The organism is Pseudomonas sp. 18-147 (assembly GCF_051048045.1).
Classification (GTDB): Bacteria; Pseudomonadota; Gammaproteobacteria; order Pseudomonadales; family Pseudomonadaceae; genus Pseudomonas; species Pseudomonas aeruginosa.
On sequence record NZ_CP182296.1, the window covers coordinates 397,599 to 417,450 of the forward strand.

The 19,852-nt window shown below is 67.3% G+C and carries 19 protein-coding genes; 9 read left to right on the forward strand and 10 right to left on the reverse strand.

Annotation, left to right across the window (positions count from 1 at the left end; genetic code table 11):
• The first annotated feature begins 4 nt into the window (after positions 1–4).
• From ACM0M4_RS01795 to ACM0M4_RS01805, 3 genes are all read left to right on the forward strand, one after another.
• On the forward strand, positions 5–670 hold the full coding sequence (locus tag ACM0M4_RS01795) for a fumarylacetoacetate hydrolase family protein (RefSeq protein ID WP_003110705.1): 666 nt from the start codon (positions 5–7) through the stop codon (positions 668–670).
• Between the two features lie 98 nt (positions 671–768).
• Positions 769–1,758, forward strand: coding sequence for an SdiA-regulated domain-containing protein (locus ACM0M4_RS01800; RefSeq protein ID WP_003121726.1), 990 nt, complete (start codon positions 769–771; stop codon positions 1,756–1,758).
• Between the two features lie 83 nt (positions 1,759–1,841).
• Positions 1,842–2,192 (forward strand): NirD/YgiW/YdeI family stress tolerance protein, encoded by a 351-nt coding sequence (locus ACM0M4_RS01805; RefSeq protein ID WP_003084357.1) that lies wholly within the window; start codon positions 1,842–1,844, stop codon positions 2,190–2,192.
• An 80-nt stretch (positions 2,193–2,272) separates the two neighbouring features.
• Here ACM0M4_RS01805 and aphB read toward each other — a convergent pair whose 3' ends face one another.
• From aphB to ACM0M4_RS01835, 6 genes are all read right to left on the reverse strand, one after another.
• Positions 2,273–3,307: an acetylpolyamine amidohydrolase AphB gene (aphB, locus tag ACM0M4_RS01810; protein WP_003110574.1), complete on the reverse strand. Its 1,035-nt coding sequence runs from the start codon at positions 3,305–3,307 to the stop codon at positions 2,273–2,275.
• A gap of 15 nt (positions 3,308–3,322) precedes the next feature.
• Positions 3,323–4,717, reverse strand: coding sequence for an APC family permease (locus ACM0M4_RS01815; RefSeq protein WP_003112951.1), 1,395 nt, complete (start codon positions 4,715–4,717; stop codon positions 3,323–3,325).
• A 420-nt stretch (positions 4,718–5,137) separates the two neighbouring features.
• On the reverse strand, positions 5,138–6,181 hold the full coding sequence (locus ACM0M4_RS01820) for an extracellular solute-binding protein (RefSeq protein ID WP_003084365.1): 1,044 nt from the start codon (positions 6,179–6,181) through the stop codon (positions 5,138–5,140).
• 47 nt (positions 6,182–6,228) lie between these two features.
• Positions 6,229–7,017, reverse strand: coding sequence for an ABC transporter permease (locus tag ACM0M4_RS01825; protein WP_003112952.1), 789 nt, complete (start codon positions 7,015–7,017; stop codon positions 6,229–6,231).
• Positions 7,014–7,943, reverse strand: coding sequence for an ABC transporter permease (locus ACM0M4_RS01830; RefSeq protein ID WP_003112953.1), 930 nt, complete (start codon positions 7,941–7,943; stop codon positions 7,014–7,016). The genes ACM0M4_RS01825 and ACM0M4_RS01830 overlap by 4 nt, the downstream gene beginning before the upstream one ends.
• Positions 7,940–8,989, reverse strand: coding sequence for an ABC transporter ATP-binding protein (locus ACM0M4_RS01835; protein WP_003112954.1), 1,050 nt, complete (start codon positions 8,987–8,989; stop codon positions 7,940–7,942). Before ACM0M4_RS01835 ends, ACM0M4_RS01830 begins: the two co-directional genes overlap by 4 nt.
• 327 nt (positions 8,990–9,316) lie before the next feature.
• Here ACM0M4_RS01835 and ACM0M4_RS01840 point away from each other — a divergent pair, with 327 nt between their 5' ends.
• Positions 9,317–10,282, forward strand: a complete 966-nt coding sequence (locus ACM0M4_RS01840) for an SdiA-regulated domain-containing protein (protein ID WP_003118774.1) — start codon at positions 9,317–9,319, stop codon at positions 10,280–10,282.
• A gap of 39 nt (positions 10,283–10,321) precedes the next feature.
• Here ACM0M4_RS01840 and ACM0M4_RS01845 read toward each other — a convergent pair whose 3' ends face one another.
• A complete protein-coding gene (locus tag ACM0M4_RS01845) occupies positions 10,322–12,265 on the reverse strand; it encodes an autotransporter outer membrane beta-barrel domain-containing protein (RefSeq protein WP_031635029.1) in 1,944 nt (647 codons plus the stop codon).
• 289 nt (positions 12,266–12,554) lie between these two features.
• Here ACM0M4_RS01845 and ACM0M4_RS01850 point away from each other — a divergent pair, with 289 nt between their 5' ends.
• The gene (locus ACM0M4_RS01850) at positions 12,555–13,280 is read left to right on the forward strand and encodes a CatB-related O-acetyltransferase (RefSeq protein ID WP_003084381.1); all 726 of its coding nucleotides are present in this window, start codon (positions 12,555–12,557) and stop codon (positions 13,278–13,280) included.
• 42 nt (positions 13,281–13,322) lie between these two features.
• Here ACM0M4_RS01850 and ACM0M4_RS01855 read toward each other — a convergent pair whose 3' ends face one another.
• Both ACM0M4_RS01855 and rpiA read right to left on the reverse strand, forming a co-directional pair.
• Positions 13,323–13,655 carry a YegP family protein gene (locus ACM0M4_RS01855; RefSeq protein WP_003117874.1) on the reverse strand — a complete coding sequence of 111 codons (333 nt, stop codon included), beginning with the start codon at positions 13,653–13,655 and terminating at the stop codon, positions 13,323–13,325.
• A gap of 122 nt (positions 13,656–13,777) precedes the next feature.
• Complete coding sequence (gene rpiA / locus ACM0M4_RS01860; protein ID WP_003084386.1) at positions 13,778–14,449, reverse strand: ribose-5-phosphate isomerase RpiA; 672 nt, start codon at positions 14,447–14,449, stop codon at positions 13,778–13,780.
• A 234-nt stretch (positions 14,450–14,683) separates the two neighbouring features.
• Between rpiA and ilvA the strand changes: the two genes are divergently transcribed.
• The 4 genes from ilvA to ACM0M4_RS01880 all read left to right on the forward strand — a co-directional run bounded on the left by ilvA (position 14,684) and on the right by ACM0M4_RS01880 (position 18,595).
• Positions 14,684–16,222, forward strand: coding sequence for a threonine ammonia-lyase, biosynthetic (gene ilvA, locus ACM0M4_RS01865; protein WP_017001827.1), 1,539 nt, complete (start codon positions 14,684–14,686; stop codon positions 16,220–16,222).
• Positions 16,223–16,341: 119 nt separating this feature from the next.
• Positions 16,342–16,809 (forward strand): DUF2269 domain-containing protein, encoded by a 468-nt coding sequence (locus ACM0M4_RS01870; RefSeq protein ID WP_034039873.1) that lies wholly within the window; start codon positions 16,342–16,344, stop codon positions 16,807–16,809.
• A gap of 50 nt (positions 16,810–16,859) precedes the next feature.
• Positions 16,860–18,131, forward strand: coding sequence for an SDR family oxidoreductase (locus ACM0M4_RS01875; protein ID WP_003118778.1), 1,272 nt, complete (start codon positions 16,860–16,862; stop codon positions 18,129–18,131).
• Positions 18,128–18,595 (forward strand): DUF2269 family protein, encoded by a 468-nt coding sequence (locus ACM0M4_RS01880; protein WP_003158448.1) that lies wholly within the window; start codon positions 18,128–18,130, stop codon positions 18,593–18,595. Before ACM0M4_RS01875 ends, ACM0M4_RS01880 begins: the two co-directional genes overlap by 4 nt.
• Here ACM0M4_RS01880 and ACM0M4_RS01885 read toward each other — a convergent pair.
• Positions 18,568–19,809, reverse strand: coding sequence for an MFS transporter (locus ACM0M4_RS01885; RefSeq protein ID WP_023118981.1), 1,242 nt, complete (start codon positions 19,807–19,809; stop codon positions 18,568–18,570). The two genes, ACM0M4_RS01880 and ACM0M4_RS01885, sit on opposite strands and share 28 nt — an antisense overlap.
• Positions 19,810–19,852: the final 43 nt, after the last annotated feature.

The following is a 19,852-nucleotide window of genomic DNA, read 5'->3' on the forward strand; positions in this document are numbered from 1 at the left end:
GTAAATGAGTTACCAGCATCAATATATCGACGGCACCCCGATCCACTTCCCCCTGGGCAAGCTGGTCTGCGTCGGGCGCAACTACGCCGAACACGCCAAGGAACTGAACAACCCGGTTCCCACCGAGCCGCTGCTGTTCATCAAGCCCGGCTCCTGCGTGGTGCCGGTGAGCGGCGGGCTGAGCCTGCCGCAGGAGCGCGGCTCGGTACACTACGAGGCGGAAATCGCCGTGCTGATCGGCAAGCCGCTGTCGCGCAAGCCGAACCGCGAGGAGGTCCTCGACGCGATCTCCGGCTATGCGCCGGCGCTGGACCTGACCTTGCGCGAGGTCCAGGCGAAACTGAAGGAAAAGGGCCTGCCCTGGGAGCTGGCAAAGAGCTTCGATGGCGCCGGCGTGCTGTCGCCGTTCGTGAACGCCGACCAGTTTCCCGACCCGACCGACATCGGCATCCGCCTGACCATCAACGGCGAGGTGCGCCAGGACGGCAACAGCCGCGACATGCTCAATCCGATCGTGCCGCTGATCCAGCACATCGCCGGGCATTTCTCGCTACAGGCCGGCGATGTGGTGCTGACCGGCACGCCGTCCGGGGTCGGGCCGCTGAACAGCGGCGACGAGTTGCTGCTCGAATTGCCGGGCGCCAGCCGTTTCGAGACCCGCGTGCTCTGAACCGCTGCGGCCGCCGGGTGCGGCCGGCCTCCCTAGCGCCGGCAGCGGAAACGACTGTCGGTCGGCTGGCCGACGCTTCGATTGACAGGCCGGGGGCAATGCCCTTTCATGGCGACGCCCAAGAAAACACCTGGCCAAACAGTCGAGCCTCGCCCATGTCCCTTGCCTCCAAGCTTCCCCGTTTCCGCTGGCTGCTGCCGGCGTTCGTCGTGCTCGTCGGCGTGGTGCTGACCATCGTCATGCATTGGGACGATCGCGCCGGCCTTTGGTGGAAGGAAAGCCAGGCCAGCCAGCAGCAGCGCGACGAAAGCATCTGGCTGCCGGGCTATCGGGTGGTGATCGACGCCAAGCCGTTGCAGGGCCTGGAGGAGGAAGAAACCTCGGACCTGGCCTACAACCCGGCAACCAGGACCCTGTTCACCGTTACCGGCAAGCGGCCGCTGCTGGTGGAGCTGTCGCTCACCGGCGACGTGCTGCGCACTATCCCGCTGCTCGGCCTGAGCAATCCCGAAGGCGTGGCGGTGCTGGAGAACGGCAACGTCGCGGTGACCGACGAGCGCCGCAATACCCTGACCATCTTCCATGTCGACCCGCAGACCGCCGAGCTGAGCACCAAGAGCCTGGCCGAATTCCCGCTGGGCAATATCGGCAAGAAGAACAAGGGCTTCGAGGGCATCGCCTGGGATCCGCGCCAGCAGCGTCTGTTGCTGAGCAAGGAGCGCGATCCGATGACCCTGTTCAGCTGGAAGAGCGACGGCGGGCCGAGCCTGAGCGGGGCGATGACCGCGCTACCGAGCGACGACCTGTACATGCGCAACGTCTCGGCCCTCAGCGTCGACCCGCGTACCGGCCATACCCTGGTGCTGTCGGCCGAATCGCATCTGCTGCTGGAGCTGGACGAGAAGGGCGAGCCGGTCAGCTTCATCAGCCTGCTCGGCGGCTTCAACGGCCTGGACAGCAAGATCCCGCGCGCCGAAGGGGTGGCCATCGACGACGAGGGCACCATCTACATGGTCAGCGAGCCGAACCTGTTCTACGTGTTCCGCAAGAAGAGCGGCGAGCGCCTGGCCACCAGCGACGCCGATTAAGCTTCGCTTAAGCGCCGATTAAGCCTGGTTTCAGCAAGGCTTCGTAGCCTGGACCCATCGAAACCAACTACGAGGCGTTACCCATGAAACTTCGTCACCTGCCCCTCATCGCTGCCATCGGCCTGTTCTCCACCGTCACCCTGGCCGCCGGCTATACCGGCCCGGGCGCTACCCCGACCACCACCACGGTGAAGGCCGCGCTGGAAGCCGCCGACGACACCCCGGTGGTCCTCCAGGGCACCATCGTCAAGCGCATCAAGGGCGACATCTACGAGTTCCGCGATGCCACCGGCAGCATGAAGGTGGAGATCGACGACGAAGACTTCCCGCCGATGGAAATCAACGACAAGACCCGGGTCAAGCTGACCGGCGAAGTCGACCGCGACCTGGTCGGCCGCGAGATCGACGTCGAGTTCGTCGAAGTGATCAAGTAAGGCCCTGAATCGAAACGGCCCGCCTCCCGGAAGAGAGGCGGGCCGTTTCGCGTTCCGACCGGGCGAAGTTGCGGGCGGGCTTACCGGTGAACCCCTTCGAAACCCTGTAGCACGTTCACCGCGTTGATCCCGATTTCCTCCACCGCGTAGCCTCCCTCCATCACGAACAGCGTGGCCAGGCCGAGCTTGCCGATGGCTTCGCCCATGCGCAGGTAGTCGGGGCTGTCCAGGCGGAACTGGGAAATCGGGTCCTCCTTGAAGGTATCCACCCCCAGGGAAACGATCAGGACGTCCGCCGCATAGGCCTGGATCTGCCGGATCGCCGCCTGCAGCGCCTGGCTCCAGGTCGCCCAGTCGCTGCCGGCCGCCAGTGGGTAGTTGAAGTTGTAGCCGGTGCCGACGCCGTTGCCCTTCTCGTCGGCGTAGCCGAGGAAATAGGGGTATTCGAAGCGCGGATCGCCGTGGATCGAGGTGAACAGCACATCGGCGCGGTCGTAGAAGATGTCCTGGGTGCCGTTGCCATGGTGGTAGTCGACGTCGAGGATCGCCACCCGCCCGGCGCCCCGGTCGAGGAAGGCCTGGGCGGCGATGGCGGCATTGTTGAAGAAGCAATAGCCGCCCATGTAGTCGGCCGCGGCGTGGTGGCCCGGCGGGCGACAGAGCGAAAATACCGAGCGCGCGCCGTTGGCGAGTTCGGACTGGCCGCTGAGGGCGACGTTGGCCGAACTGGTGATCGCCTGCCAGGTCCCGGCGGTGATCGGCGCGCCGGCGTCGAAGGAGTAGTAGCCGAGGCGACCGTCGATGTTGTCCGGCTCCGTCTGCCGCAGGCGCCGGGTCGGCCAGGCGATCGGCAGCATATCGTGGCTGCGGCCGGTGGCCAGCCAGTCCTGCCAGGCGTTCTGCAGGAAACGCACGAAACCCTCGCTGTGCACCCGGCGGATCGGTTCCAGGCCGAAGTCGCGCGGTGCGCGGACTTCGCCGAGGCCGACGGCCTTCACGCGGTCGAGGACCATGTCGGCGCGGCTGGGTTTTTCGAAGCAGGGGGTGAACTGGCCGCCGATCAGTTCGTGCCGGCCGTGGTGCAGGCGATGGTCGTCGCTGTAGATGGTCAGCATGTCGGGCTCCCGGGCTCAGTTCTGTTCGGAGAAGGTCACGGTCGGCGCCTTGCGGCGGAAACCGCCGGTATGCAACGCCAGGTAGGCGAGGCCGGCGGCGAACCAGGTCAGGCCGATCACCAGGGTCAGCGCCGAGAGGCTGGTCCACAGCCACAGGGTCAGGCCCAGGCCGATGGCCGGCACCAGCCCGTAGCGCAGCAGGTCGCGCGGGGCGCGGCGGCCGTCGAGCAGCAGGTAGCTGCGGATCACCGCCAGGTTCACCGCGGAGAACGCCACCAGCGCGCCGAAGCTGATCATCGAGGCCAGGGTGGTGAGGTCGATGACCACCGCCAGCAGGGAAATCACCGAGACCACCAGGATCGCGATCACTGGCGTCTTGAAGCGCTCCGAGAGGCTGCCGAACACGCGCCGCGGCAGGATGCCGTCGCGGCCCATGCTGTAGAGGATGCGCGACACCGAGGCCTGCGAGGCCAGCGCCGAGCCGGCGGCGCCGGCGACGTAGGCGGCGGTGAAGAAGCTGGCGAGGAACTTGCCGCCGGCCGCCAGCATCACTTCGTTGGCCGCCGACTCGGCGTCCTGGAATACGCTGCCGGGGAACACCAGTTGGCTGAAGACCGCCAGCACGGTGAACAGCAGGCCGGCGCCGACCGTGGTGATGACGATGGCGCGCGGGATGTCGCGTTGCGGGTCGCGGGTTTCCTCGGCCAGGGTCGAGACCGCGTCGAAGCCGAGGAACGACAGGCACAGCACCGCCGCGCCGGCCATCAACGGGGCGAAGCCCGGCTGGCTGCCGTCGCCGACGAAGGGCAGGCTCAGGTCCAGCGAGGGGATGCCGGCCAGGTGCTTGACCGCCATGGCGACGAACACCACGGCGAAGACGAACTGGGCGCCGACGATCACGTTGCTCATGCCGGCCACCGAGCTGATGCCGATCACGTTGAGCACGGTGACCAGGCCGATCGCCGCGAGCACGAAGACCCAGGCCGGCACCATCGGGAAGGCGATGTTGAGGAACAGGCCGATGAGCAGGTAGTTGATCATCGGCAGGAACAGGTAGTCGAGCAGCAGCGACCAGCCGGCGAGGAAGCCGACGCAGGGGCCGAAGCTGAGGCTGGTATAGGAATAGGCCGAGCCGGCGATGGGATATTTCTTCACCATGAAGCTGTAGGAAAAGGCGGTGAAGAGCATCGCCGCCAGGGTGATCAGGTAGGCGCTGGCGGTGCGACCGCCGGTGATCTCGGTGACTACCCCGTAGGTGGTGAACATGGTCAGCGGAACCATGTAGACCAGCCCGAAGAAGACCAGGGCGGGAAGCCCGAGGATGCGCCGCAGGCCGGTGCCCTGGGCGCTGTGGACGTACTCGGGGCGCTTGCCGCCGATGAGGATGCCGTTGTTGCGTTCGCTGGCCATGTTCCGCTCCTCGCGAAATGCCGTATCGATCCCGCAGGCGGCCGCTTGGGCGGACCTTTCCTGCGCCGGGTGAATGGACGGGCTAGTGGAAAACCGCTGGGGTTTCCGCCGGGTCGGTGGAAATGGCAGTGACGAGAGGGCGCGCGGCGTGTGCGGGCACGGGCGTTGGGGCGTCGATAGTGTTCATGGCGTTCTCAGGAAGCGTTCTTGTTGGATTTCTAGCTCGCGGTCGCGAGGTTCCCTTGGGCTCTGCCGGCGCCGTTTCCGCGGCTCCGGGCGACCCCTCGAGGAGGGCGCGGTTCGACTCTAGCAATCCGGTTTCGCCGGGGAGAACCCTGTAGACGGTCAAAAAGGGATCGAAATGGCCAAGCTGGCTGGCCGGCCAGCGCTGGCGCGAGCTGGCCGCCAGCGCCGCGTCGATTATTTCTTAAGCTTGGTCCAGACCTTGCTGCGCAACGCCAGGGCTTTCGGCGAGCAGAGCTTGAACGGCTTCAGGCGGTCGAGCTTGTCCTGCGGGGTGTTGATCGCCGGGTCGTCGAACAGTGCTTTCTCCATGAATTTCTCCGAGCCGACGATGGCGTTGTTGTACTTGGCGAAGTTGGAGGCGGCGGCGATGTTCTCCGGGCGCATCATCCAGTCGATGAAGACGTGGGCTTCCTTGACGTTGCTGGCGTCGCGCGGAATCGCGAAGTTGTCGATGAACAGCCGGATGCCTTCCTTCGGATAGACGTATTCGAGGCTGGCGCGTTGGGCGTGGGCGCGGTGGAAGGCGCCGTTCCACTGCTGGTGCATGGCGACCTCGCCGGCGGCCATGCGCTCGATGGTGCCGTCGCTGTTGTACATGGCCAGCGCCGGCTTTTGCCTGAGCAGCAGGTCGAGGACCTTCTGCGCTTCCCTGGCGTCCTCGGTGCATTCGTCGATGCCGAGGTAGTAGGTGGCGGGAATGAACAGTTCCTCGATGGAGTTCAGAGCCACCACCTTGCCTTTCAGCTCGGCTGGTGGTTCGAAGAACGGCTTCCAGCTTTCTTCCAGCCTGCCGCCCGGCACCTTCGCCGTATCGTAGCTGTAGCCGGTGGTGCCCCAGAGATAGGGAATGCTGTAGTCGTGGCCGGGATCGAAGCCAAGGGTCCGGAAGTTTTCCTTCAGATTGCCCAGGCTCGGCAACTGGCTCTTGTCGAGCTTTTGCAGCAGCCCCTCCTTGACGAATATTTCTATGAAACTGTCCGACGGCACCACCACGTCGTAGGCGCCGCCACCGGCCTTGAGCTTGGCCAGCAGCGTCTCGTTGCTGTCGTAGGCGTCGAGGGTGGCCTTGATCCCGGTGTCCTTCTCGAACTTCTTCAGCAACTCCGGCGGGTAGTAGTCCGACCAGTTGGCGAAGTGCAGGGTGCCTTCGGCGCGAGCCTGGCCGCCCAGGGCTAGACCGGCGGCGAAGAGCAGGGTGAGCGGTGTGCGGTAGGTCATGATGGACTCCTGGCGATCTTCTGTTTTTTCTTCGTGGAGGCAGGTTCTCAGCGGCGGCGTTGGCCGAGGTAGTACGACAGGGCGACGAAGGCGATGGAAATCATGAGGATGATCGAGGAAATCGCATTGATCTTCGGGGATATGCCCATGCGGATGGAACTGAAGATGTACACCGGCAGGGTGGTTGCGCCGGCGCCGGCGACGAAATAGGTGATGACGAAATCGTCCATCGAGATGATGAACGCGAGCATCGCCCCGGACAGCACGCCGGGCATCAGCAGCGGCAGGGTGATTTTCCAGAAGGCCTTCCACGGCGAGGCGTAGAGGTCGGCGGCGGCCTCCGCCAGGCGCGGGTCCAGGCCCTCCAGGCGGGCGCGGATCGGCAGGTAGGCGAAGGGGATGCAGAACACGATGTGGGCGATGAGGATGGTGAACAACGACAGCTTCAGGCCGATGAAGGAGAAGAACATCAGGGTCGCCACCGCAGTGACGATCTCCGGCACCAGCAGCGGCAGGCCGAGAACGCCGTTCATCAGGGTCTGCCCGCGGAAGGCGCGACCGCGCATGCCCAGCGCGGCGAGGGTGGCCAGGACGGTCGAGGCCAGGGTGGCGAGGGTGGCGACGAGCAGCGAGTTCTTCGCCGCGCGGAGGATTTCCGGATCGTTGGCCACCACCGCATACCATTTCAGGCTGAAGCTCTCCCAGAGCGTCGCCGACTGGCCGCTGTTGAAGCTGAGCACTACCAGCACCAGGATCGGGATGTAGAGGAAGGCGAAGAACAGCCAGGCGGCCTGGCGCACGCCGCTGAAGGTCCAGAGTGGATTGCGGCCGTTCATGGCTGGCCTCCGCCGGCGTTGGCCCGGAAGCGCAGGTTGTAGATCAGCATCGCCAGCAGGACGAAGGCCAGCAGGGCGAACGAAAGGGCGGCGCCGAACGGCCAGTTGTGCGCGGTACCGAATTGCAGCTGGATCAGGTTGCCGATCATCAGCGCCTTACCGCCGCCGAGCAATTCCGGAATGATGTAGCTGCCCAGGGCCGGGATGAATACCAGGATGCAGCCGGCGACTATCCCCGGCATCGCCAGCGGCACGATCACCCGGCGCAGCGCTTTCCAGCGGTTGGCGCCGAGGTCGAATGCCGCCTCCACCAGGCGCCAGTCCATCTTTTCCAGGCTGCTGTAGATCGGCAGCACCATGAACGGCAGGTAGGTATAAAGGAGGCCGATGATCACCGCGTTGTCGGTATAGAGCAGCCCCAGCCCGGTGTCGGTCAGGCCGATGCCTTGCAGGCCGGCGTCCACCAGCCCGCCGTTGCGCAGCAGCAGGATCCAGGCGTAGACCCGCACCAGCAGGTTGGTCCAGAACGGCACGGTGACCAGGAACAGCAGCAGGTTGCGCCGGCGTTCCGGCTGCAACGCCAGGTACAGCGCGGTGGGGAAGCCAAGCGCCAGGCAGCCGAGGGTGGTCAGCAGCGACAGCCAGAACGAGCGCTGGAAGATGCCCAGGTAGTCGGCGTTGAACACCAGGCTGTCGTCCAGGTCGCGTTCCCAGAGGAAATTGAGGTAGGCCTCCAGGCTGTGCTGGCCCCATTTCACTCCGCCGTAGTCGCCGGATTGCTGGATCGACACGGCGAACATGATGCCCAGCGGGATCACCAGGAACAGCACCAGCATCAGCATCGCCGGGCTGCTCAGCAGCAGGCGCCGACGCAGCTGCCGGCGTTCGGCCGACTGTTGCGCGGTAGGTCGGCCGGCGGTGCTCATTCGGCGAGCACCCGGATGGCGGCGGCGGGAATCCGCACCCGCACCTTCGCCCCCGGACTGTGCGGGCAGCGTGCGCCGTCGCGGTTCTGCTGGCGCACGCGGAAGCCCGGCTGTCCGGCCACGTTCAGGTGGTAGACGGTATCGGTGCCGACATAGACGATGTTTTCCAGCACGCCTTCCAACTGGCCGTCGGCGGCCAGTTCGGTGCGCTCCGGGCGGATCGCCAAGGTCACAGCGCCGCTGCCCGGGGTCGTCGCGGCCAGCCGCTGGCCGTCCGCCAGGCGCACGCCGTCGGCGTCGGCCTGGCCCTCGAGGAAGTTGGTTTCGCCGATGAAGTCGGCGACCGCCCGGTTCAGCGGCGCCTCGTAGATGTCGCTGGGCGTGCCGACCTGCAACACCTTGCCCTTGCTCATCACCGCGATGCGGTCGGACATGGTCAGCGCTTCCTCCTGGTCGTGGGTGACGAAGATGAAGGTGATCCCGGTCTCGTGCTGCAGGCGCTTCAGCTCGATCTGCATTTCCTTGCGCAGCTTCAGGTCCAGCGCCGACAGCGACTCGTCGAGCAGCAGCACTTTGGGCCGGCTGGCCAGCGCGCGGGCCAGGGCGATGCGTTGCTGCTGGCCACCGGACAACTGGTCGGCGCGGCGCTTGCCGACCTCCGGCAGCTTCACCAGGTCGAGCATGCGGCTCACGGTGGCGTCGATCTCGCTGCGCGGGCGGCCCTGCATCTCCAGGCCGAAGCCGATGTTGTCGGCGACGCTCATGTGCGGGAACAGCGCATAACTCTGGAACACCGTGTTGACCGGGCGGCGGAACGGCGGCAGGCCTTCCATGTGTTCGCCATAGAGGCGGATGCTGCCGGAACTGGGCTGTTCGAAGCCGGCGATGAGGCGGAGGAGGGTGGTCTTGCCGCAGCCGGAAGGGCCGAGGAGGGTGAAGAATTCGTTGGCGTGGATATCCAGGGACACATCGTCAAGGGCCTTCAGGCCTTGGCCGGGGGTACCGAATTCCATGCAGATCCGCTCGATGGCTATCGCGCTGGTCATGCTGAATTCCATGCAGTCAAGCAGTTGTTATTGTTGAGGTTTTGCGGTTTCTGGGGCCCGCTTCACCTGCTGCGGTTCGATAATGACCGGGGCGCCGCGGGCGCAGAACGATAGATGCGGCCAATAAGGGATCGAACAGGCCAATCTGGTGGCGCTGGAAGAAGACTGCGGATGCTCTCTTGTCGTCTCTTTCGGACAGGAAACTCGGACCTGTCCGAGTCGCCCGGGCGGCTGGCTGACTTTAAGCTTGGCTTCAGCCTGGAGCCGTAGCTTGCGTAGGAAAGGTCGGGCGCAGCCCGTTTCCATACAGCGTACAGGCTCTATGCTATGACTATCCACGCCCAAACTCCCGAGCCGTTTTCCATGTCCCGAGCTTTCACGCCTCGCCGTCTGCTGCTGGCCGTCCTGCTGGTCGCGCTGTCCGCGCTGGTCCTTCTCGGCCAGAGCTTCCGGGTCTTCGACCGGGCCTGGTTCGCCGTCCAGGAGTGGCGTCACGCCGATGCCTGGAAAGAGCGCTCGATATGGCTGCCGGACTACCGCGTGCGGATCGAGGCGCAGCCCATCGAGGGGTTGAACGACGACGTTTCCGCGCTGACCTTCGATCCCGACCGGCGCACCCTGTTCACCGTGACCAACCAGCCGGCGCAGATCATCGAGCTGTCCTTGCAGGGCAAGGTACTGCGGACCATCCCGCTGACCGGCTTCGGCGACGCCGAGGCCATCGAGTACATCAGCCGCGGCGTCTACGTGATCACCGACGAGCGCCAGCAACGCCTGGTCAAGGTGCGCCTGGAGGACGACACGCGCTTCATCGACGCTGCCGATGCCCAGCAGCTTTCGCTGGGTATCGGCCTCAACGGCAACAAGGGTTTCGAAGGGCTAGCTTACGACGCCGAGGGCAAGCGCCTGTTCGTCGCCAAGGAGCGTGACCCGGTGCGCATCTACGAGATCCACGGTTTCCCCCACACCCAGGCGGACAAACCGTTCGCCGTGCACGTGGTGGACGACCCCGGGCGCGACAAGCGCCTGTTCGTCCGCGACCTGTCCAGCCTGCAGTTCGACGAGGGCACCGGGCACCTGCTGGCGTTGTCCGACGAGTCGCGTCTGGTAGTCGAGCTGGACACCGACGGCGAGCCGGTCAGCACCCTGTCGCTGCTGCGCGGCATGCACGGCCTGAAGCGCAGCGTGCCGCAGGCCGAGGGCGTGGCGATGGACGACCGTGGCGTGCTCTACCTGGTCAGCGAGCCGAACCTGTTCTACGTGTTCAGCAAGGACGAGCCGGCGCAGCCCTGACGCGGCCTACGGGGACGGCAGGAGCGTCCCCTGGCCCGCTCAGAACTGCCAGTTCACCCCGAGCGAATAGCCCGCCTGGTTGCCTTCGCTGTGGGCGAAGCGGCTGTTGGCTTCGGCGAAGACCCCGAGCTGCTCGGTGATCGCCAGTTGCGCGCCAAGCTGGGCGCGGCCGAAATCCTTGTCCACGCCGCCCATGTCGGCGACCCGGACACGCCCGTCGCCGCGGCTGGTCAGGTCCATGTCGTCCAGGCGTCCGTCCGCCAGCTCGCGGACCCAGCGCAGGCTGGCGTAGGGTTGCAGGCGCATTCTCGCGCCCAGCGCCAGCTCGCCGCGCAGGCGCCAGCCGAGACTCGCCTCCAGCGAGTCGTAGTCCTGCTTCTCGTAGCCGAGTGCGGTACGCAGGGCCTCGTCCTCGCGGAAGTCGTCGATGCGGTAGCGCATGTAGTCGAGGCCGGCCAGCGGCCCGCTCCGCAGTTCGCCGAAGCTGAAGTCATAGCCGCCTTCCAGCCGGGCGCCCCAGGACCAGGCCGAGGTGTCGCCCGACAGACGCTGGTCGAGCAGCACCGGCCCGCCGGCGGCCTGGAGGTAGACTGAACGCTTGCTGTCGTAGCGGGTATGCCCGAGGTTCAGCTCGCCGGCCAGCCATTCCGGACCGCCGTCGTTGTACAGGCCGAACAGGCCGAGCTGCCAGGTGTCGCCCTCGATGCGCCCACCATGGTCCAGCTTGTCGCGGCTGCGCTGGAAGGCCAGGCTGCCACCAAGGGTCAGGGCCTCGCTGTAGCGGTAGTCGCCGAGCAGATGCACGCCGGCGCGCCTGGACTCCGGATCGCCAGGCATGTCGAAACCGCTGTCCGGCGAGACCTCGCCCTCCGCGCCCACCTCGCCGTCGAAGCTGCCTACCGGCCGGTTGCTGCCGAGCAGGGTCAGCCAGCGGCGGTCGTGCAGGCGGGTCAGTGCCTGATGCTGGCGCTGCAACTGGTCTTCCATCTGCCGCGCCAGGGCGCCGCCGGAGGCGGTGGAGGCCAGCAGGTCGGCGTTGGTCAGCTCCAGCACCAGGCGCGTCAGCAGGCGGGAAAAGTCGCGCATGCGTTGCTCGATGCGCTCCTGGCCGAGGGCGTTGGTCAGTACTTCCTTGTTGTCCTCGGCCGGGTCGTGCCAGGTTGAGCCGCCGGGAATCGCCGGGTTGTCGGTCTGCTCGTAGCCGTCCAGGTCGCCCAGTTCCCAGTTGGTCGCCTCGATGAACAACACCGGGATGTCCATCCCGTTGAAGCTTTCGCCGTCGCTGCAGCAGCCGGTACCCGCCGGGTATTCGGCGTTCAGGCCGGGGTTGGTGAACAACGGGATGTCCAGCTCGCGGGCGATGCGCAGGATCTGTTCGCGGTAGGCGCCGAGGGCCGGGCTGGACACGCTGTTGGAGCCGGCATGGGCGTACATCTTGTCGCCGGTGACCAGGCTGTCGAGGTTGATCATTCCCAGCAGGTTGGCGCGCTGGCTGGCGTCGAGGGACTCGACGTAGGCACGCGAACCGCGCAGGCCTTCCTCCTCGGCGCCGAAACCGACCACCTCGAGGCCGTTCTCCAGGGCGATGCCGCCGAGGTTGCGGGCGATCTCGGTGAGCACCGCCGCGCCCGAGGCGTTGTCGTCCAGGCCCTGCAGGGTCGGGCGACCGTAGTAGGTGTCGTAGTGCGCGCCGAGTACCAGGAACTTCCCGCTGCTACCGGGCGCCGAGGCGATGACGTTCTGTGAACTGCGGTTGCCGGCCCAGGTGAAGTCCTGGCGACTGGTCTGGTAGCCGAAGCCCAGGCGCGACTGCATCAGTTCGCTGGCGCCGGCGAAGCTGGCGGTGCCGCGATAGCGGCCCGGGTAGTCGGTGATCAGGCGCTCCAGGGTCTCCCCGGCGTATTCCCCGTATTGGTAGGCGTTGGCGCCCAACGACAGCGCAGCACATCCCAGGCCTACAGCGACAGCTAATGGTTTGAACACGGCACTTTCCTCTGTGTCGGTACGATGGTGCATCGAATGATGCTCGCGCCGCGGAAAGCAGGATGCGGACCGTTTCATGTCCCTGGAGCACGAATTGACGCCTGGGCGACCTGCGGTGTCGCCAGGTTGTAAGAAGCGTCGCTCCTGGCGATGGGCAGGAAGCTTCGTGCTGGACGTAGTGTTACCGGCGATGGCCGCTACTGGGGCGTGACTTCCCGTTTCGGGGCTTGGTAACCGCGAGCGGTCGATTTACAGTGCTCGCCCTGCCGATCTCCTGGATACCCGTCGCATGAACATTTTCCGCGAAGCCCTGCTCAACCGTCGCCTGAAGAAGGCCCTGGCACGTCACGGTTGCCGCATGGCCAGCGGGGTCGAGACGCTGCGCGACGGCACGCAGGTGACGCTGGAGCCGAACGTGAAGCTGGGCAAGGCGAAGATCCACTCGCCAGCACTGGAGGTCGGCGCCTATACCGACGTGGTCAGCGGCTGCGAGTTCTTGGAGGTGGCCAGCATCGGCCGCTTCTGCTCGATCGCCACCGGGGTGGTGATCGGCCAGCCGCGCCGCTCGCATCCAATGCACTGGCTGAGCACCCACGCCTTCACCGCCAATCCGAAGCTGTTGCGCAAGCCGTTGCAGCCCGAGCGCGAAGCGACCCCGGCGCGGATCGGCCACGATGTATGGATCGGGCGCGACGCGCTGATCCTCGATGGGGTGGAGATCGGCACCGGCGCGGTGATCGGCGCGCAATCGCTGGTCAATCGCGACGTGCCGCCCTACGCGGTGGTGGCGGGTTCGCCGGCGCGGGTGCTCCGCTATCGCTTCGCGCCGGAGCTGATCGAGCGACTGCTGGCGAGTCGCTGGTGGGAGTTGCCGCTGGACGTGCTCGGCGAATTGCCGCTGGACGATCCGCAGGCCTGCGTCGAGGCGCTGGAGCGTCGGCCGCCGCAGGCGCGCCAGGAGGCGCGGCGCTTGCGCATCCGGCACAAGCCGTTCGCCATCGAATGGCTGTCCTGAGGCCCGCAGCCGCCGCCGGCGTCGACGGCGGCCAGGGCTGGATCAGCTTTCGTCGCTGAGGCCGGCTTCCGGCGCTGCGCGCTTCACCGACTGCACGCCGGCTTCGGCGTTGGCCTGGCTGGCATAGAGCTGGCTCTGGCCGACGACCTGGCCATTTGTGGCCTTGAGCACGAAGTGGAACTTGCCGTTGCTGGCCGGCTTGACCTCGAAGGCACCGTCGCGCTGGGAGTTCTTGCGCACCGACTCGATGCCGCCGAGCGCCGAGTCCTTGGCCTTGTACAGTTCGCTGGTGAGAATGATCTCGCCGTTGGCGGCATGCAGGTTGAAGTGGAACTGGCCGTCTTTCGCTTTCTTCAGATGGAATTTGGCTGCCATGTCTAGCTCCTTGTTCACAGGGTGAGGCGGATCGCAACGGACCAGCCGTCTGCTGAGACACAGCGTAGCCGCTTTTGTTGCAGTGTCGCCCCGCTCCGGTCATCGGCCTGGGGCGAGCGGGCTCAGGCCTTGAGGGTCTTGACGCCGTCGGCGGTGCCGAGCAGCAGCAGGTCGGCCGGGCGGGCGGCGAACAAGCCGTTGGTGACCACGCCGACGATGGCGTTGATCTTCTCTTCCAGTTCCACCGGGCTGTCGATGCGCAGGTTGTGCACGTCGAGGATGATATTGCCGTTGTCGGTCAGCACGCCTTCGCGGTAGACCGGATCGCCGCCGAGCTTCACCAGTTGGCGGGCGACGTGGCTGCGAGCCATCGGGATGACCTCCACCGGCAGCGGGAACTGGCCGAGGATGGGCACCAGCTTGCTGGCATCGGCGATGCAGATGAAGGTCTTGGCCACCGCGGCGACGATCTTCTCGCGGGTCAGCGCGGCACCGCCGCCCTTGATCAGCTCCAGGCGCTCGTTGCTTTCGTCGGCGCCGTCGACGTAGAACTCCAGCTCGCTGACCGTGTTCAGCTCGTAGACCGGGATGCCATGCTCCTTCAGGCGCTTGGCGGTGGCCTCCGAACTGGCTACTGCGCCGTCGAACTCGGCCTTGTGGCGGGCCAGGGCATCGATGAAGAAGTTGGCGGTGGAGCCTGTGCCGACGCCGACGATGCTCTTGCTGTCGAGGTGCGGAAGAATGTGGTCGACGGCGGCCTGTGCCACTGCCTGCTTGAGCTGATCCTGGTTCATCCCGGGTGCCTGTCTGGTTGCCTGGCCGGCCGTCCCGGCGGCGCAGGCGGAGGGTGCGCGCGGCCGGGGCGGCCCGGCGGGTTTCCGGCACGTCCTGTGCCGCTGCGATACGAAGGGACGAATTATAGCGGCCTGGCGTCCTCCGGTCTTGCCCCGGATGACCGGCAGTCGCGGTGTTTTCCTGCGGCGCGCCGGTAGTCCGCCCGGCGGGCCTGGAGTAGACTCCGGGCTTCCGTGAAGTCCGCCGAACCGCCTCCGATGCTCGAACAATACGTCAAGAAGATCCTCACCTCGCGCGTCTACGACGTCGCGGTGGAAACGCCCCTGCAACCCGCCCGCCAGTTGTCCGAACGCCTCGGCAACCAGGTCCTGCTCAAGCGCGAGGACCTGCAGCCGGTGTTTTCCTTCAAGATCCGCGGCGCCTACAACAAGGTCGCGCAGCTCACCGAGGAGGAGAAGGCCCGCGGGGTGATCGCCGCCTCGGCCGGCAACCACGCCCAGGGCCTGGCCCTGGCGGCCAAGCGGCAGGGGATCAGGGCGGTCATCGTGATGCCCAAGACCACCCCCGAGATCAAGGTCCAGGCGGTGCGCGCCCATGGCGCCAAGGCGGTGCTGCACGGCGACGCCTTCCCCGAGGCTCTGGCCCACGCGCTGAAGCTGGTCGACGAGAAGGGCTACACCTTCGTCCATCCCTACGACGATCCGGACACCATCGCCGGCCAGGGCACCGTGGCCATGGAGATTCTCCGCCAGCAGCCCGGCCGCCTCGATGCGATCTTCGTCCCGGTGGGCGGTGGCGGACTGGTCGCCGGCATCGCCGCCTACGTCAAGTACCTGCGTCCGGAGATCAAGGTGATCGGCGTCGAGCCGGACGAGTCGAACTGCCTGCAGGCGGCCATGGCCGCCGGCGAGCGGGTGGTGCTGGGCCAGGTCGGGCTGTTCGCCGACGGCGTGGCGGTGGCGCAGATCGGCCAGCACACCTTCGACATCTGCAAGGACCACGTCGACGAAGTGATCACCGTCAGCACTGACGAGATCTGTGCGGCGATCAAGGACATCTACGACGACACCCGCTCGATCACCGAGCCGGCCGGCGCGCTGGCGGTGGCCGGGATCAAGAAGTACGTCGAGCGCGAGCGCGCCGAGGGGCAGACCCTGGTGGCGATCGACTCCGGCGCCAACGTCAACTTCGATCGCCTGCGGCATGTCGCCGAACGCGCCGAACTGGGCGAGCGCCGCGAAGCGATCATCGCGGTGACCATTCCCGAGCGGCCGGGCAGCTTCAAGGCCTTCTGCGAGGCGGTCGGCAAGCGCCAGATCACCGAGTTCAACTATCGCTACCACAGCGGCAGCGAGGCGCACATCTTCGTCGGCGTGCAGACCCACCCGGAGAACGACCCGCGCGAGGCGCTGGTGGCCTATCTGCGCGAGAAGGGCTTCCCGGTCCTCGACCTGACCGACAACGAACTGGCCAAGCTGCACATCCGCCACATGGTCGGCGGCCATGCGGTGAAAGTCAGCGACGAGATGGTGTTCCGCTTCGAATTCCCCGAGCGGCCCGGCGCGCTGTTCAACTTCCTCACCAAGCTCGGCGGGCGCTGGAACATCTCGATGTTCCACTACCGCAACCATGGCGCGGCCGACGGCCGGGTGGTGGCCGGGTTGCAGGTGCCGGAAGACGAGCGCCACCTGATCCCGCAGACCCTGGAGGCGATCGGCTATCCGTACTGGGACGAGACCGCCAACCCGGCCTACCAGCTGTTCCTCGGCTGACCCGCGGCGGCTCGCCGACACGGGCTGCTAAGCTTCACGGGCAGGTGATCTCCTTCCTCGGGAACTGAGCCCGCCCCCGGCCCCTCAAACGGGCCGGGAACACGGACAAGGATGCGCTGATGGAACATTTTCTCCAGATCAAGATTCTCCACGGAGTCGCCACCGTGCTGCTGTTCGGCGGCCTGCTCGGCCTGGCGTTCTACGCCTGGCGCAGCTGGCGGACGGGCGACGCGGCTCGGGTCGCGCGCGGTTTCAAGCGGGTCCGCCTGATCGGCTGGCCGCTGCTGGGGCTCAGCCTGCTGGCCCTGCCGGTCAGCGGCTGGTGGCTGGTGCACCTGGTCGGCTGGCCGTTGGGCCAGAGCTGGCTGCTGTTCGGCGCCTGCCTCTATCTGCTCGGCTGCATCTTCTGGCTGGTCCTCGCCGGCCGCCTGGCGCGGGTCCAGCACCAGGCCGGCGCCGCCGAGACGGCGGGGGCCGCGCTGGGCGAGCAGACCCTGCGCGAGATCAAGGTGGGCCTGGTCATGGCCCTGCTCGGTGCGGCCAGCTTCATCGCGGTGGCGGTACTGATGGTCAGCAAGCCGCTCTGAAACGCCAACGAAATGGACTTCACCGGCCTTCGCCGGTTCTGTAGGAACGCATGCGTATTCTGCTGGTAGGCGCGGGAGGTTTCGTCGGGCGGCACCTGCTCCCGGCGCTGCTCGCCGCCGGACACGAACTGCTCCTCACCGCGCGCCGCCCGCCGGTCGATGCGCCTGCCGGCGTACGCTGGCTGGCGCTCGACCTGGAGCGGCTTGCGGAAAGGCCGGACAGCTTCGCCTGGCCCGCCGGGGTCGACCTGCTGATCAATGCCGCCGGCACCATGAGCCTCGACGAGGCGAGCATGGCTCGCGTCCAGGACAGCGGCGCGCGAACACTCTTCGACCTCGCTGCAGCCCATGGGGCGAAGGTCCTGCAGATTTCCGCGCTGGGCGCCGGTGCGCACCCGGACGTGGCCTTCCTCGCCAGCAAGGCGGCGGCCGACCGCCACCTGCTGGAACTGGGCATCCCGGCGCTGGTGCTGCGCCCGTCCCTGCTGCTGGGGCCGGGCGGCGCCAGCAGCGCCTGGCTGGAACGCCTGTCGCCGCTACCGCTGATTCCCTTGCTGGACAATCGCGCGCGCCTGCAACCGCTGCATGTCGAGGACCTGGTCGGCGCGGTGCTGGCCTTGCTGCGCCGCTGGCCGGAGCGGGCGCAGGTGATTCCGCTGGTGGGTCCGCAGGCGCTGACCCAGGGCGAGCTGCTGGACGAGCTGCGCCGCGCCCAGGGTTGGCCGCGCGGCCGCTATGTGGTGCCGCCCGCGGCGCTTCTCGATGCGTTGGGCGGGCTTGGCCGGCGTGCTGGCTGGCGGACACTGAGTCCATCGATGCTGAAGCTGGTGCGCCACGACAACCTGGCCGACCCGGCACTCCTCGATGCGGCCTGCGGCTATCGTTGCGCGCCGCTGGCCAGTCGCCTGCTCGGCTGGCCGCAGGCGGCACGCAGCCTGGCGGCGCTGATGCGGCCGCTGATGCTGGCGGCCCTGGTGCTGATCTGGCTGGGTACCCTGGTCGCCTGCCTGGGGCCGGGTTACGGTTGGGGCCTGCGGATCCTCGGCGAGGCCGGCATCCACGGCTGGCCGGCGAGCCTGGCGGTGATCGCCGGGGCCCTGCTCGACGGTGCGCTCGGCGTCGGCCTGCTGCTCCGCCGCTGGCGCCGGCGCGCGCTGCTGGCGCAGTTCTGGCTGATGCTTGGCTACAGCCTGGCGATCAGCCTGATCCTGCCGCACTACTGGTACGACCCCTACATGGCGGTCGGCAAGAACATCGTGCTGATGGTGGCCACGCTCTGGCTGCTGGGCGACGAACCTCGAGCCAGGGAGGCCCGTGGATGAACCTTTACCTGCTGCTGAAAACCCTGCATATCCTTTCCTCGACCATTCTCTTCGGCACCGGCCTGGGGTCGGCCTACTACGCCCTGCGCGCCTGGCGCAGCGGGCAGTTGCCGGTGATCGCGGTGACCTTCCGCCACCTGGTCGCCGCCGACTGGCTGTTCATCGCCACCACAGCGGTGTTCCAGCCGCTCAGCGGCCTGGCCATGGTGCATGTCGCCGGCTGGTCGCTGGCCCAGGGCTGGTTGCTGTGGAGCCTGGGCCTCTACGTGTTCGCCGGGCTCTGCTGGCTACCGGTGGTGTGGTTGCAGATCCGCGTACGCGACATGGCCGAGGCGGCCTTGCGCGAGGCGCGGCCCATCGAACCGCTGGCGTACCGCTACATGAACGCCTGGTTCATCCTCGGCTGGCCGGCCTTCATCGCCTTCATGGTCATCTTCTACCTGATGGTCAACAAGCCGGTCTGAGAGTCCCCTCGGCGCAACCAGAGCAACGCCAGGACCAGGAACGCCAGGGAGCCGCCCCAGTACAACCAGGCGAAGCCGCCGGGCCGCTCCAGCAGGAGGAAGGCCAGGGCCGGGCCCAGCGCGGCGCCGAGGTCCTGGACGATGGAATAGCGGGTCATGAAGCCGACCACGTCGCCGGCGCGGGCGACGTCGGCGGCGAGGGCGTCGGTCAGGGTGGTGAGGGCGGTGGCGACCAGCATCACCAGCAGGGCGATGGCCAGCCAGGCGAGAATGGGCAGCCTGCTGGAAAGCAGGCCGAAGCCCATTGCGCCGACCAGTAGCGCAGCCACGTAGAAGCGCCGACGCCCGCGCGGGCCATCCGACCAGGCACCGAAGCGCCCGGCCAGCCAGGGCTCCCAGGACCAGCGCAGGGCCTGGATGATCCCGGAGAGGCCGGCGGCGCTGAGCGCCAGGCCGAGCAGGCTGACCTCGGTGCCGAAGCTGCGGGCGATCAGCGCGCTCAGGGTGGCGGCGAGTACGCCCTGGATCAGGAGCGCGGTGGCGAAGCCGCTGAGGATCACCAGGCCGCGCGGAGGCGGGCGCCTGGCGACGCTGGTGGCTGCCGTTGCGGCGGAGGTCCGCGCATGTCCGGCGGGATTCTCCGGCAGGTCGAAACCCCTCGCCAGCAGCGGCAGGCCGAGCAGTGCCAGGAACGCGAAGGACAGCGCCAGCGCCGGCAGGCCGAGGACCGGCACCAGCAGCCCACCGAGCAGCATGCCGACCAGGCTGCCCAGGCGGTAGAGGCCGTTGTACAGGCCCATGGCGCGGCCGCGCTGGTGGTCGGCGGCGCAGTAGACCACCGCCGAGAGTCCGCCGATGCGGAAGAACGACCAGCCGATCCCCCACAGTCCGCGCAGCAGCACCCAGGCCAGGAAACCGCTGGCCAGGCCGTAGCCGGCGGTGCTCAGCACGCCGATGACGACCGCCAGGAGCAGGCCGGTCTTCAGTGCCAGGTGCTTGTACAGGCGGCCGATCAGCGGATTGAAGGGCAGGCGGATCAGGCGGTTGATCGACAGCAGCACGCCGACCTGCCAGAGCGCCTCCAGGCCGACCTCGTGCCAGTAGATCGGCAAGGCGATATAAAGCATCGAGTCGCCGGCCAGGCATAGCGCGGTGACCAGGGCGACGATCACGACCGGCCGCAGCGAGCCGGGAGCGGGGGCTGTGTGGGGCATCCTGGGGCCGCCGTGGCGCCGCCCGTCGGACGGCGCGCTTGTC